The organism is Geminicoccaceae bacterium (assembly GCA_020638465.1).
Lineage (GTDB): Bacteria > Pseudomonadota > Alphaproteobacteria > Geminicoccales > Geminicoccaceae > JAGREO01.
This window is the reverse complement of sequence record JACKIM010000001.1, coordinates 937,695-950,839: the sequence shown is the minus strand read 5'-3', so window position 1 is coordinate 950,839 and position 13,145 is coordinate 937,695. Positions and strand designations below refer to the sequence as shown.

Below are 13,145 nucleotides of genomic sequence, written 5' to 3'. Positions count from 1 at the left end.
AATCCGGGAACGGCAACACCGGGAGATCAGTTGCGATAGTCGGGTTCCTGATCGTCGAGAATGGCACGAAGTTCGGAAAAGTGCCGGGTGTCCTGTTCCGGATAGTCCTCGATCTCCCGGGCCGTCCGGCTGGCGACGTCGTGGGGGATTACCCGCAACGGCCGCCCGGTCGAGAGCGCCTTGATGTAGGTTTCCGCAGCCCGTTCGAAGTAGTACAGGCGATTGAACGCATCGGCGACGGAATGGCCCAGCACCAGGACGCCGTGATTGCCCATCACCATCACCTTGACATTCGGGTCGGACAGCAGCTTCGCGCAGCGCTCGCCCTCGTCCTCGAAGGCCAGTCCGCCGAAGCCGTCATCGACGATGTGGCGTTCGTAGAAGGTGGCCGTGTTCTGGTCGATGGGCGGAATCGTGCTGTCGGCCAGCGACGCCAGGACCGTCGAATAGATCGGATGGCAGTGCAGCACGCAACGGGCATGGCGGCAGTGGCGGTGGATCGACCCATGCAACCCCCAGGCGGTGGGATCGGGCGCTTGCGGCTGGTCCATGGTCGACGGGTCGTCCGCATCCAGCAGCAGCAGTTCGGAAGCGCGGATACGGCTGAAATGGACCTGGTTGGCATTCATGAGGAACCGCTTGCCATCGTCGCTCACGGCCAGCGAGAAGTGATTGGCGACACCTTCATGCATGTTCAGTCGAACCGTCCAGCGGAAGGCACAGGCAAGGTCGACCCGTTCCTCGTAATGGGCCGGGGTATTGGTCATGCGGGCGATCTTCGAGACGGCCATGACGATATCCTCCTGATCGGGCAGTTGTCAGCCTGGAGAATGTCTAGCGCAATACCGCTCCCGGGTTGAGGATATTGGCGGGGTCGAAGGTCGATTTCAGCTGCCGCATCATCGAGACCTCGACCTCGCTCTTGCGCTGCACCAGTTCATCGCGCTTGGAACGGCCGATGCCATGTTCCGCGCTGAACGATCCGTCGAGCTCGAAAACCATGTCGGCGAGCTCGGCGAGCAGGCGCTTCTTCAGCGCGGGCATGTCGTCCGTGTCCTCCGGCGCGATCATGTTGAAATGCAGGTTGCCGTCGCCGACGTGACCGAAGGGGATGAGCGTCACGCCCGGAGCGCTCTCCGCAAAGCGGGCCGTGGCACGATCGATCAGCAGCGGCAGGTCGCGCACCTTCACCGAGACGTCGCTGCGCACGATATAGCCCATGTGGCGGGTTGCCTCGCTCTGGCCCTCGCGGATGCGCCACATCATCGCCCGCTGTTCCTCGCTGAGTGCGATCGTGCCGTCGCTGGCGAGTCCGGCCTCGAAGATCTCCTCGACGATGGATTCGATGCGTGGCAGCAATCCTTCGGTCAGCGACCATTCCACCTCGATCAGCAGATGCCAGTCGCTGCGGCTCTCGATGGGATGGCGCACGCCCGGAAGATGGGTGGCCGCCGCTTCCACACCGAACCCGGTGAGCAATTCGAAACTGGTGATCAGTTCCCCGAATGTGGACTGGAAGCGCTTGAGCAACTCGATGGCGACGGCGGGACGTTCGATGGCCAGCCACAGGGTCTGCGTCTCGCGTGGACGCGGGAACAGGCGCAGGACCGCGGCGGTGATGATGCCGAGTGTACCCTCCGCACCGATGAACACCTGCTTGAGGTCGTAGCCCGTGTTGTCCTTCTTCAACGCGCGGAGACCGTTCCAGATGGTGCCATCGCCGAGCACGACCTCCAGGCCCATCACCAGCTGACGGGTCATGCCGTAGCGCAGGACGTTGACCCCGCCGGCATTGGTGGAGATGTTGCCGCCGATGCGGCACGAGCCCTGGGCACCCAGCGACAGGGGAAAGAGCCGGTCCATGTCCTGTGCCGCCTGCTGGATGTCGGCCAGCACGCAGCCCGCCTCGACCACGATGTAGTCGCCGGCCGGGTCACGATCGCGAATGCGGTTCATGCGTTCGAGGCTGAGCACTACCTGTCGGCCGCTCCGATCGGGAATGCCGCCGGTCACGAGGCCGGTATTGCCGGACTGGGGGACGAGAGGTACGCCATGCTCGCCGGCCAGTCGCACGACGGAGGAGACCTCGGCGGTCGATGACGGACGCAGTACGGCCGGGCTGACACCGAGGTTCTGGCGCCAGAAATCCCATAGATAGGGTTCGGCTTCCTCCTTGTCGGTGATGATGCCGGAAGGTCCGAGCAGGGAACGGGCGGATTCGAGAAAGGCGGCTTGTGGCATTTTCTTCAACATGAATACGGGTGACTGCTGTCAAACTATGGTCGGCTCCCGAATGCGGCAAGGACGAACCGACATCGCCATGGCCAGCGCGTCTTGTTGACAGCGGGACGGGCGACGCTAACTTCCGCGGGCCTTGGGCGAGGAGGAGGACTGAACATGGACACGGCTTCACTGCAGGGTATCATCGAAAGGGCGTTCGACGGGCGCGACGGCGTCAGCCCCGCGACCACCGGCGAGATCCGCGATGCCGTCGAACATGCGCTTGAAGCGCTGGACAGGGGCGAGGCCCGCGTCGCCGAGAAGGGACCGCACGGCTGGGTCGTCAACGAGTGGCTGAAGAAGGCCGTCCTGCTGTCCTTCCGCCTCAACGACATGACCATGATCGGCGGCGGCCCCGGCGGCGGTTCGTGGTGGGACAAGGTACCATCGAAATTCGACGGCTGGGACGACGACAGGTTCCGCGCCGCCGGCTTCCGGGCGGTGCCCAACTGCGTGGTCCGCCATTCCGCCCACATCGCTCCCGGCGTCGTGCTCATGCCCTCCTTCGTCAATCTCGGTGCCTATGTCGATACGGGAACCATGGTCGACACCTGGGCCACGGTCGGCTCCTGTGCACAGATCGGCAGGAACTGCCACCTGTCCGGCGGTGTCGGCATCGGCGGCGTGCTGGAGCCGTTGCAGGCCGGCCCGACCATCATCGAGGACAACTGCTTCATCGGCGCGCGCAGCGAGGTCGTCGAAGGCGTGATCGTCGAGGAAGGCTCCGTGCTCGGCATGGGCGTGTATATCGGCCAGTCGACCAGGATCGTCGACCGTGCCACCGGCGAGATCCACATGGGCCGCGTGCCGGCCTATTCGGTGGTGGTCTCGGGAACCATGCCCGGCAAGCCGCTGCCCGACGGTACTCCGGGACCCGGCCTCTACTGCGCGGTGATCGTCAAGCGGGTCGACGAGCGCACCCGCTCCAAGACCTCGATCAACGATCTCCTGCGGGACTGAACGACGTTACGCCACAGCTTGATGACCGTTCCGAATGGCGGGTCCGGTCGGGAGGAGTGCCAGGCCTTGATCGATCTCGAAGATCCGGTAGCGCTCACGCAGGCGCTGGTCCGCTGTCCCTCGGTGACGCCGGAGGACGGCGGTGCGCAGCGGCTCCTTGCCTCATGGCTCGAACGCCTGGGGTTCGTCGTCCATCGCCTCCGCTTTGGTGGGGACGGCACCGCCCCGGTGGAAAACCTGTTCGCCCGCATCGGCGATGGCGGTCCGCATCTGGCTTTTGCCGGTCATACCGACGTGGTTCCGCCGGGCGATGCGTCGAGCTGGCATGTCGATCCGTTCGCCGCGACGATCGAGGGCGACGAGCTGATCGGCCGGGGGGCGGCCGACATGAAGAGCGGCATTGCCTGCTTCGTTGCCGCACTGGCCCGCCACAGGACGCGGCATGGCGAGATGCCGGGGTCGATCAGCCTCATCATCACCGGCGATGAGGAGGGACCGGCCGTCAATGGCACCGTGAAGGTGCTCGAATGGGCGCATGACCAGGGCCACCGCTTCGACGGCTGCATCGTCGGCGAGCCGACCTCGCAGCAGGCCGTGGGGGACATGGTCAAGATCGGGCGGCGTGGCTCGCTTACCGTCACGGTCACAGCACTGGGCCGCCAGGGGCATGTCGCCTATCCGCATCGTGCCGAGAACGCGGCTCATGCGGTCGTCCGGCTGCTCGAACGGCTGACGCGCGAGCCGCTGGATCAGGGCAACGCCCATTTCGATCCGTCGACGCTGCAGGTGACGACCATCGACATCGGCAATCCCGCCAGCAATGTCGTACCCGGCGAGGCGAAGGCGGTTTTCAACATCCGCTACAACGACATGCACAGCCGTGACAGCCTTGAGACATGGGTGCGCAACAGCGCGTCGGCGGCTGGCGGGCGTTTCGATATCGACTTCAGCGAAAGTGCCAGGCCGTTCGTCACCACGCCCGGAGCCTTCGTCGATACCGTCGTCGCCAGCATCGGGGCCGTTACCGGACTCACGCCCGAACTCAGCACGTCGGGAGGGACATCCGATGCGCGTTTCATTTGCCATTATTCCCCGGTGGTGGAACTTGGCATCGTCGGCAGCACGATGCACCAGAGTGACGAGCGTGTCGCGCTTGCCGATATCGAAAAGCTCACCCTGGTCTATGCGGATCTCATCCCGCGATTTTTTGCGACAGACGATCGTTCGGCATGAATCCCGTTGACCGACAGCAAGGCGATCTGAAGGCGGAGGTTGTCCGTTCCCTGCGGGCCGCTTCGATGCTGGTGCGGTTGCAACCGGATGGACTGCGTTGTTTCAACCTGACCATCGAGGGGTTCTGGCGCTCGTTCCTTTCTGCCGCGATTGTCTTTCCCGGTGCGATATTCATCTTCTATGTGCAGAATGTGCAGGCTGGAAATCCTGTCACATTCGAGAACCTGGCGAGAACCAGTCTCATTTTCGTGCTCTCGTGGTTAAAGTTTCCGTTGTTGAGTCTCGCATTCGTGCGATTTTTCAAACTTGGCGATCGCTACCTTCCGTTGATCATCGCCAGTAATTGGGTCTCGGCCTGCGTCATGGCGATCTTCATCGCGGTGCTGCTGGTCACCAGCCTCATGCCGCCGGCCCTCGGGCAGCTCCTGCTGTTGTTCGCGTTTGTCGGCGCGCTCTATGTGCAATGGTTCGTGCTCAAGATCGCCCTTCGCGCACCGGCCGTTACGGTCCTCGGGCTTTTCACACTCGATCTGCTGGTCGAAGAGGTCATTCACCAGTTGCTGGCGGGATAATCGGCGCGCACGAAGTAGAGGCCCTGCGCCGGGGCGGTCGGGCCTGCCTGGCTGCGGTCGCGGGCCTTGAGTGCGTCATCAATGAAGCTGACGGGACGGCTTCCTTCGCCGATCAGCTTCAGGCTGCCGACGATGTTGCGCACCTGATGGTGCAGAAAGCTCGGAGCTTCGAGCTTGAAGTGGATCTCGTCGCCAAAGCGCTCCACATGGACGCGATTCAGCATCTTTACGGGTGACGACGCCTGACATTCGGAGCTGCGGAAGCTGGTGAAGTCATGTTTGCCGAGCAGCGCCTGCGAGGCTTCCTGCATGCGTTCGGTGCTGAGCCTGCGGGCCACGTGCCAGACCCGGCCACGCTCGATCGCGGGGGTCGGGCGGCGATTGAGGATGCGGTAGACATAGCTTCGCGAGACGGCGGAAAAGCGGGCGTGGAAGTCGTCGTCCGTCCGCCGGGCATCGAGCACCGCGACAGGATCGGGACGCAGGTGGTGGTTGATCCCTGCCATAAGCTTCTCCGGAGCCACGTCGCGGTCGAGATCGAAGTGAACGGGCATGGCCAGGGCGTGCACTCCGGCGTCCGTGCGGCCGGCGGCGAAGACGGTGACGGTCTCGTTCAGCATGGCCCCGATCGCGCGCTCGACGGCGGCCTGGACCGATGGCCCGTTCTCCTGACGCTGCCAGCCGACGAACGGGCCGCCGTCGAATTCGAGGACGAGGCGGTAGCGTGGCATCGCTCAGCCGACCCTGCTCTCGGGCGGGATGGCGAAGCCGCGTTGCAGTTCGTCGGCCGTCATGGATCTGCGTCCCTCGCGCTGTATCTCCAGGATTTCCAGCGCTCCCTCGCCGCAGGCGATCGTCAGCGGCAGGGCGATGACCTCGCCCGGAGAGCCCTTGCCGTCGATGACCCGTGCCTTGTGAATGCGCAGGCGCTGTTCGTTGAACCGGCACCATGCGCCGGGCCACGGGTCGAAGGCGCGGATCATGCGCTCGATTTCGACGGCCGGCCGGCTGAAGTCGATATCGGCCTCCTCCTTGACCAGCTTGCGCGCGTAGATGGCGCCTTCGGATGGTTGCTGCACCGGCCGGAGCGAGCCGCTTTCGAGTCCCTCGACCAGGTCGGGGATCATCGAGGCTCCCAGTTCGGCCAGCCGGTCATGCAGGCTCTGGCTGGTGTCATCCTCGCAGATGAGAAGTTTTCGCCGCAGGAGGACAGGGCCGGTATCGAGACCTTCTTCCATCTGGAAAAGATCCACGCCTGTTTCCCTGTCTCCGGCGAGAATGGCCCGCTGGATCGGTGCCGCCCCCCGCCAGCGGGGCAGGGTTGATGCATGAATGTTGATACACCCCAGTCGTGGAGCATCAAGCACGGCACGTGGCAGCAGCAGGCCGTAGGATGCCACCACCGCCACATCGAGGCCGAGGCCGGCAAACGTCCTGAGGGCATCCTCGTCCCTGAAGCTCAGCGGTGTTTCCACGGGCAATCCGTGACGGATCGCGGCCTCGTGGACGGGCGATGGCCGATGCTTCTTGCCACGTCCCGCACGTCGCGGCGGCTGGGTGTAGACGGCAACGACCTCGACCTTCGAGCGCGCCAGGGCATCCAGCGCGGGCACGGCAAAGGCACTCGTACCCATGAAGGCGATGCGCAGCATGAATGACCTACCCCTTGAGTTTCCGTCGCTTGGCCAGTTTGCGCATGATGATACCACGTTTCAACGTGGAGATGTGATCGGTGAAGAGAATGCCGTCGAGGTGGTCAAGTTCATGCTGCAGGCAGCGTGCGAGCAGGCCATCCGCCTCCACCCGTTGCGGCTCGCCCTTCTCGTCATGGTAGCGCACGTGCACGGCATCCGGACGGCGTACATCGGCATACTGACCCGGCAGGCTCAGGCAGCCTTCCTCGGTCTGGACGATGTTGTCCGATTTCCACTCGATCACCGGATTGACGAGCTTCATCGGCTCGTCCTTGTTCTCCGAGATGTCGACGACGGCAATGCGCTGGCTGACGCCCACCTGGGGGCCGGCGAGGCCGATGCCCGGTGCCTTGTACATGGTTTCGAGCATGTCATCGAGCAGGGCCGCCAGTGCCGCATCGAACGTGCGGACCTCGACACCAGGTGTCTTGAGGACCGGATCGGGAACTTCAAGGATGGTCAGAAGGCTCATGGCGGTTCTCGTTCTTCAACTCGCATGGTGGGGTCCGGTCGCCATGTCCGCGTCGCGGACCGGTCGGATCAGGCCAGAACCTGGCGAGCCTTCATGGCTGCATCCAGCGTTCCCTGGTCCAGATAGTTCAGCTCACCGCCGACGGGAAGCCCATGGGCAAGCCTCGTCACCTTGCAGCTGAATGGTTTCAGGCGTTCGGCGAGATAGTGGGCGGTGGTCTGGCCCTCGACGGTGGCACCCAGGGCGAGGATCACCTCCTCGATGCCGGCGCGCTCCACCCGGTCGACGAGTGCGGCGATCCGCAGGTTCTCCGGGTGACGGCCATCAAGTGCGGAAAGAGTCCCGCCGAGGACATGATACTGTCCGCGATAGCTGCCGCTCCGGTCCATGGCCCAGAGGTCCTCGACATCCTGCACGACACAGAGGACGGTCAACTCACGCTGGGGATCGTTGCACACTGCGCAAGGATTGCGGCTGTCGAGATTCCCGCAGACGGAACAGACCGAAATGACATCGCGGCACTGTGAAAGCGAATCCACCAGCGGTCGCAGCAGCGTGTCGGGATGCTTCATGAGGCTCAGGGCAGCACGGCGGGCCGAACGCGGGCCAAGCCCGGGCAACCGCCCGATCAGCCTGATCAGGTGCTCGATCTCGCTTGCAGCCAAGGCCGTCGGGTCCCTGTCGCTCTAGAACGGCAATTTCATGCCGGGAGGCAGCGGCAGCCCGCCGGTCATCTTCGACATCTCGGACTGGACGTGCTCCTCGACATGGCCCTTGGCGTTGTTGACAGCCGCGACGATCAGATCCTCAAGTGTCTCGACATCCTGCGGGTCGATCAATTGCGGGTCGATCTTGATGCGGCGCATTTCACCCTTGCCGTTGAGCGTGACCTTGAGCATGCCTGCTCCGGCCTCACCCTCGACCTCCATGTCGACGAGGCGCTCCTGCATTTCCTGCATCTGCTGCTGCAGCTTCTGCGCCTGTTTGAGCATACCCGATAAATTCTTCATCCTGCATTCATCCCGATTCTGGAATTCCCAACGTTACGACATGATCGTCCGAATGGTGGGAAGGTATGACGAAACAAGTGGCCAGAGATGTATGTCGATTTCGGCAAATCGCAATACGACTCACTGGCCGCCAACGACGTTTCGCGATCAGCCCTCGCTGTCGCGGCGGTGAATGTCGATGATCCGTGCCCCGGGGAAGGCCTCCAGCACGGTCCGCACGTCGGGAATTCCGGCGGCCTGATCGATGGCCCGCTGCTTTTCCTCCAGTCTCTGTTCCGCGAGCGTGGGCTGGGCCGTGTCACGGCTGAGCACTATTCCCCACCGCTTGCCGGTCATCCGGGCGAGCGCATCATTGAGCCTGCCGGAGAGGTCGGCGGGCAGACCGCTGTCCAGCGACAGTTCCAGATGCTGCGGCCGGTACTGCACCAGCCGGGCACCCTGACTGAGGTAGGCTGCAAGCGACGGCTCTCCCGAGCGCGCCAGCATCGCCACGAGTTCCTCGAAACTCGCCGGCATCGGCTGGACGGCGGGTGATGCGGACGGGTTGCGTTGCACGGCTTCGAGGCGTTCGCCGGATACCGCCGGGTGGGCCGCAGCCAGCGCCATCGAGGATCGGGCCTGCGGCCGGCCACCGGGCACGGGCGCTCCCGGACCGCCCCGTGCAGGCTCCGCGCCCGGTCGTGCGGCCGTTTCCGGTCTCCGGCCGTCACGCAGCATCCGGGCGAGTTCGCCGGGTGTCGGCAGGTCACCCATGCTCGCCAGCCGCAACAATATCATCTCGGCAGCCATACCGGATTGTGGTGCGTTTCGGACCTCGTCGAGACCCTTGAGCAGGGTCTGCCAGGCGCGCGCCAGAATGGCCATGGACAGCCGCCCCGACAGCTCGCGACCGCGTTCCTCGACCTCCCTGTCGGTCGCCATGACGGATCCCCGGTCGCGATCGATCTTGAGACCGGAGAGCCAGTGGCAGGTCTCCAGCATGTCTTCGAGCACCGCCGCGGGTTCCGCGCCACGGTCGTGGATATCGCGAAACGTGTCGATGGCCGCCGCTGCCCGACCTTCCAGAACGGCCTCGTACAGGTCGAGAATCCGCCTGCGATCACCGAGTCCGAGCATGAAGGCGACGTCGCTCGACCGGATCGTTCCCTCGCTCAGGGCGATGGCCTGATCCAGCAGCGAGAGCGAGTCGCGCGCCGAACCGCCGGCCGCCCGGGCGATCAGGTCGAGCGCCTCGCTCTCGGCCTCGATCTTCTCCCTCGCGCAGATGGCGCGCAGATGGCCGGCCAGCTGTTCCGGCTCGATGCGTCGCAGGTCGAAGCGCTGGCAGCGCGACAGCACGGTCACCGGAACCTTGCGCGCCTCGGTCGTCGCGAAAATGAACTTGGCGTGCTCCGGTGGTTCCTCCAGCGTCTTGAGCAGGCCGTTGAAGGCCTTTTCCGAGAGCATGTGCACTTCGTCGATGATGTAGACCTTGAAGCGCGATGCAACCGGCGCGTAACGCACCTTCTCGACGATCTCGCGGATGTCGTCGATGCCGGTCCGTGTCGCCGCGTCCATCTCGATGACGTCCATCGAATTGTCGGCGGCAATCGCCTTGCAGCTCGGGCAGACCCCGCAGGGATCCACGGTCGGGCCGCCCCTGCCGTCGGTGCCGGTGCAGTTCAGCGAACGGGCGATGATGCGGGCGGTAGTGGTCTTGCCCACGCCGCGAATGCCCGTGAGCAGGAACGCATGGGCGATGCGCCCGGAGGCCGTGGCATTGGACAGGGCCCGCACGAGCGCCTCCTGCCCGATCAGCTCGCTGAGCTTTGTCGGCCTGTAGGTCCGCGCAAGGACGCGATAGGGAGTGCTGGCGTCGGTGATGGGCTGTCTCGCCGGATCGAGGGCGACCCGTCCTGCCGGATCGAGAGGTGGAAGGCTGGAATGCGACCCGAAGCTGACCCGTTACGGCTGCTTCCTTCCGGACCTGACCGGGTTGGCGAGCGCCTCGTCCGCCCCAACCTTCCGTCCGTCAATATTGACGTTCGAAAGCCGGCTTGCAAGTCCCTGCGTTGCGATCCTACCCCTTGCGCCCCGCATCCGAAGCCCATATCGATCATTTCCACGACTGCAATCAACCATTGCTCATGCAACAGGCGAGGCTCGACATGTCGCGCGTCATCAATCCGCCGCCCCATCTCTACGCCTCGCACGGGCTGGACCGCGCCGCTCACCTGCGGCGGGACGATGCATGGCAGGGCGAGCGGCTCGGCGATCCCCGGACCCGTGTCCTGCCGATGTTCGGACTGAAGGTTCTGGCCGATCTGGAGTCCGAACCCAGGCTGGCATGGTTGCCGCCGGGAGACATTCCCGATGTGGAGACACTCCAGCCGCTGTTCCTCGGGCTTCATGACAATCGCGCGCATTTCGCCGTCGAGGCGGAAGGGCAGGACAGGGGGCATCTCGACTATGTCGAGGTCCGCAGTATCGGCCGCGACATCGCCCGTATCGATGCCGGCATGGCGGCCTATGCGCGGGCGCTGGTCCACTGGCGCGCCAAACATCTCCATTGCGGTGCCTGTGGCCGGATGACCCGGCCCACGGAAGGCGGACATGCCCGCCATTGCGACGGTTGCGGTCTGGACAGTTTCCCGCGGACCGATCCCGCCGTGATCGTGCTGGTCAGCGACGGGGATCGATGCGTACTTGGCCGTTCCGCGCGGATTCCCGCCGGCATCTATTCGACGCTGGCGGGCTTCATGGAACCCGGCGAGTCGATGGAGCAGACGGTGGCGCGCGAGGTGTTCGAGGAGGTGGGGATCGAGGTCGACACGGTTCGCTACCGCTCGTCCCAGCCCTGGCCCTTTCCCCAGTCGCTGATGCTGGGATTTCAGGCGACGGCCCGCTATCAGCCCCTGAAGCTGCAGGAAGACGAGATCGAGGATGCGCGGTGGTTCACCCGTGAGGAACTTCTCGATCCCGGGAAAAGACCGGTGCAGCTTCCCAATACCGACAGTATCGCCCGCTTCCTCATCGAGGAATGGTTGATGGGCGAGGTCTGATCAGACCGGCAGCGCCGGCAGGCCGGGATCTTCGTGGCGGCGCGTGCGGAAGGCGGCCGTGCGCGCGAAGTGCAGGAGGATCGACCGGCGGCGGGCGGCCGGCACGTTGCGATGCACCGAAGGCCGGACGATATCGCCGTGATAGCCGTCCGCGATAATGAGACCTTCCCCGGCCGGCAGTATCTCCTGCGGGAAGTCGGCTGCCACGGCGAAATAGAAGCTGTCGGCGAAGTCGAGATATTCGTGCCACTTGCCATCGGTCAAAAAATCCTCCCGCGAAGATTTTATTTCAACGACACAAATCTCACCCTTGCGGCCGATGCCCATGACATCGACCCTGCGGCCATTTTTCAGGGAAACCTCGACCATCGGCGCATATCCCCTGTCGAGGAGGAGACGCGAAACGCCGCGCGCGAGTTCGTCAGCGGGGACCATGGGATCTTCGGCAGGACCGGCGTGTCGTCAACACCTTGTTAATACCATGTCCGTTATCCTCGAACCGCTGACTGGCCAAGATGCCTGCATACCCGTGATCAGCTGGAAAGAGGCCCGTTCTCCGGTGATGGTAAAAGACACAGTTGAAAACCTCCCTGCTCCTCAAGGCGTCAGCCGGAGGCGTCAGGCCATGATGGCGCAAGGTGCCCAGGCAGCGCAACAACAGGCGTTGCAGCTGGCGGACGTCGAGGCGCTCAAGCGCGATCCGTCGGCCGAGGGGCGGGCGCTGATTGCCCGCAAGTTCGGCGAATCCTTCGACTCCCTCGCCACGTCGAGGACTAGGGATCTCGCGAATGCGCTCTTGTCGCTGCTCGTGGGCGATATCGAGAAGGAGGTTCGAAAGACACTGTCGGAGACGGTTGCCAGCAGTCACAAGTTGCCGGCAGTGGTGGCCCGCAAGCTTGCCACCGACGATATCGAGGTTGCGGGACCCATTCTGGCGCAGAGCCCCGTGCTGTCGGATTCCGAGTTGGTGGAAATCGTCCGCACGAACGCCATGCAGTACGCCCTGGCGGTCGCCGGCCGGGAGCGGGTGTCCGAGGAGCTGTCCGAGGCCCTTGTCGATAGCGGTCACCAGCAGGTCGTCGTGAAGCTGGTCGGCAATGTCGGTGCCAAGCTCTCCAACCGCACGATGAAAAGGGTCATGGACGATTATCGCGACGACGACCAGGTCCAGGACCGGCTCGTGCGGAGACCGGAACTGCCCTACGAACTGGTGGAGGAGATGGTCGGGATCATCGGTTCGAAGATCGAATGGGAGCTTGTCCGCAACCAGCGCATGGATCCGGGGCAGGCCAAGGCGATCATGAAGGCGGTCCAGGAGCGGACGGCGATCGGCCTGACGGCGCGCGAGCATGGCGACCAGAAGCTGCGCCAGCGTCTTCGTGAACGCTACATGGCGGGCGACCTGACCCATGAGGATGTCCTGAAGTTCCTGCGTGACGGCGACATCAACAGTTTCGAGCAGTCGCTTTCGCTGATGGCCCAGCTGGAGCCGGCAGCCGTGCGTACGCTGGCCTACAGTCCGGATCGCAGATATCTCGCGGCGTTGAGTGCGAAGGCCGACTTCCCGTCGCCGCACTACATCACCCTGCGCATGGCCATCGAGATGGCCGAGACGACCGTCGCTCCCGACGGTCGCGAACTCAGCTACAGCAGCGATTCGATCCAGTTCCTGCAAAAGCAGTATGAGCGGCTTCGCCTCGACGAGTTCAAGGTCGATGAATTGATCAACGGCATTTGACGAAATCGCGATGGACTACTCGCCTGATGCGTGGGCGAACCGATGAGCCGGGTCGGTGACGGCAACGTTGCCAATTTGCCGCATGGTGATAATAAATATCTTTGATTCAAGGCGTTGATCGGTTATCATGGCCTTTCATCCCATC

14 protein-coding genes and 1 other RNA gene are annotated in these 13,145 nt (G+C 64.0%); 5 read left to right on the top strand and 10 right to left on the bottom strand.

Annotated elements, in window-relative coordinates:
* Window positions 1–26: 26 nt before the first annotated feature.
* On the bottom strand, window positions 27–791 hold the full coding sequence (locus H6851_04535) for a class II aldolase/adducin family protein (protein MCB9942869.1): 765 nt from the start codon (window positions 789–791) through the stop codon (window positions 27–29).
* A gap of 43 nt (window positions 792–834) precedes the next feature.
* Window positions 835–2,241, bottom strand: coding sequence for an FAD-binding oxidoreductase (locus tag H6851_04530; GenBank protein ID MCB9942868.1), 1,407 nt, complete (start codon window positions 2,239–2,241; stop codon window positions 835–837).
* A gap of 156 nt (window positions 2,242–2,397) precedes the next feature.
* Here H6851_04530 and dapD point away from each other — a divergent pair, with 156 nt between their 5' ends.
* The 3 genes from dapD to H6851_04515 are packed head-to-tail and all read left to right on the top strand — an operon-like array spanning window position 2,398 to window position 5,045.
* A complete protein-coding gene (gene dapD / locus H6851_04525; GenBank protein MCB9942867.1) occupies window positions 2,398–3,240 on the top strand; it encodes a 2,3,4,5-tetrahydropyridine-2,6-dicarboxylate N-succinyltransferase in 843 nt (280 codons plus the stop codon).
* Between the two features lie 21 nt (window positions 3,241–3,261).
* Entirely contained in the window at window positions 3,262–4,473 is a 1,212-nt protein-coding gene (gene dapE / locus H6851_04520; GenBank protein MCB9942866.1) for a succinyl-diaminopimelate desuccinylase, read from the top strand.
* Entirely contained in the window at window positions 4,470–5,045 is a 576-nt protein-coding gene (locus tag H6851_04515; GenBank protein MCB9942865.1) for a hypothetical protein, read from the top strand. The genes dapE and H6851_04515 overlap by 4 nt, the downstream gene beginning before the upstream one ends.
* Here H6851_04515 and truA read toward each other — a convergent pair.
* The 7 genes from truA to ffs form a co-directional block, all read right to left on the bottom strand.
* Window positions 5,024–5,776, bottom strand: coding sequence for a tRNA pseudouridine(38-40) synthase TruA (gene truA / locus H6851_04510; GenBank protein MCB9942864.1), 753 nt, complete (start codon window positions 5,774–5,776; stop codon window positions 5,024–5,026). The genes H6851_04515 and truA overlap by 22 nt on opposite strands.
* Before the next feature lie 3 nt (window positions 5,777–5,779).
* A complete protein-coding gene (locus tag H6851_04505) occupies window positions 5,780–6,694 on the bottom strand; it encodes a methionyl-tRNA formyltransferase (GenBank protein MCB9942863.1) in 915 nt (304 codons plus the stop codon).
* A 10-nt stretch (window positions 6,695–6,704) separates the two neighbouring features.
* The gene (locus tag H6851_04500; protein MCB9942862.1) at window positions 6,705–7,211 is read right to left on the bottom strand and encodes a peptide deformylase; all 507 of its coding nucleotides are present in this window, start codon (window positions 7,209–7,211) and stop codon (window positions 6,705–6,707) included.
* A 68-nt stretch (window positions 7,212–7,279) separates the two neighbouring features.
* Entirely contained in the window at window positions 7,280–7,876 is a 597-nt protein-coding gene (gene recR / locus H6851_04495; protein ID MCB9942861.1) for a recombination protein RecR, read from the bottom strand.
* Window positions 7,877–7,897: 21 nt separating this feature from the next.
* Window positions 7,898–8,221, bottom strand: coding sequence for a YbaB/EbfC family nucleoid-associated protein (locus H6851_04490; protein ID MCB9942860.1), 324 nt, complete (start codon window positions 8,219–8,221; stop codon window positions 7,898–7,900).
* A gap of 147 nt (window positions 8,222–8,368) precedes the next feature.
* Window positions 8,369–10,084: a DNA polymerase III subunit gamma/tau gene (locus H6851_04485; protein ID MCB9942859.1), complete on the bottom strand. Its 1,716-nt coding sequence runs from the start codon at window positions 10,082–10,084 to the stop codon at window positions 8,369–8,371.
* 46 nt (window positions 10,085–10,130) lie between these two features.
* An RNA gene (gene ffs / locus H6851_04480) (signal recognition particle sRNA small type) lies at window positions 10,131–10,227 on the bottom strand.
* Window positions 10,228–10,287: 60 nt separating this feature from the next.
* On the opposite strand from ffs, the gene nudC reads away from it, so the two are divergent.
* Complete coding sequence (gene nudC, locus H6851_04475) at window positions 10,288–11,262, top strand: NAD(+) diphosphatase (GenBank protein ID MCB9942858.1); 975 nt, start codon at window positions 10,288–10,290, stop codon at window positions 11,260–11,262.
* Here nudC and H6851_04470 read toward each other — a convergent pair whose 3' ends face one another.
* Window positions 11,263–11,697, bottom strand: coding sequence for an MmcB family DNA repair protein (locus tag H6851_04470; GenBank protein MCB9942857.1), 435 nt, complete (start codon window positions 11,695–11,697; stop codon window positions 11,263–11,265).
* 190 nt (window positions 11,698–11,887) lie between these two features.
* Between H6851_04470 and H6851_04465 the strand changes: the two genes are divergently transcribed.
* Window positions 11,888–13,000: a DUF2336 domain-containing protein gene (locus H6851_04465; GenBank protein MCB9942856.1), complete on the top strand. Its 1,113-nt coding sequence runs from the start codon at window positions 11,888–11,890 to the stop codon at window positions 12,998–13,000.
* The last annotated feature ends 145 nt before the right edge of the window (window positions 13,001–13,145 follow it).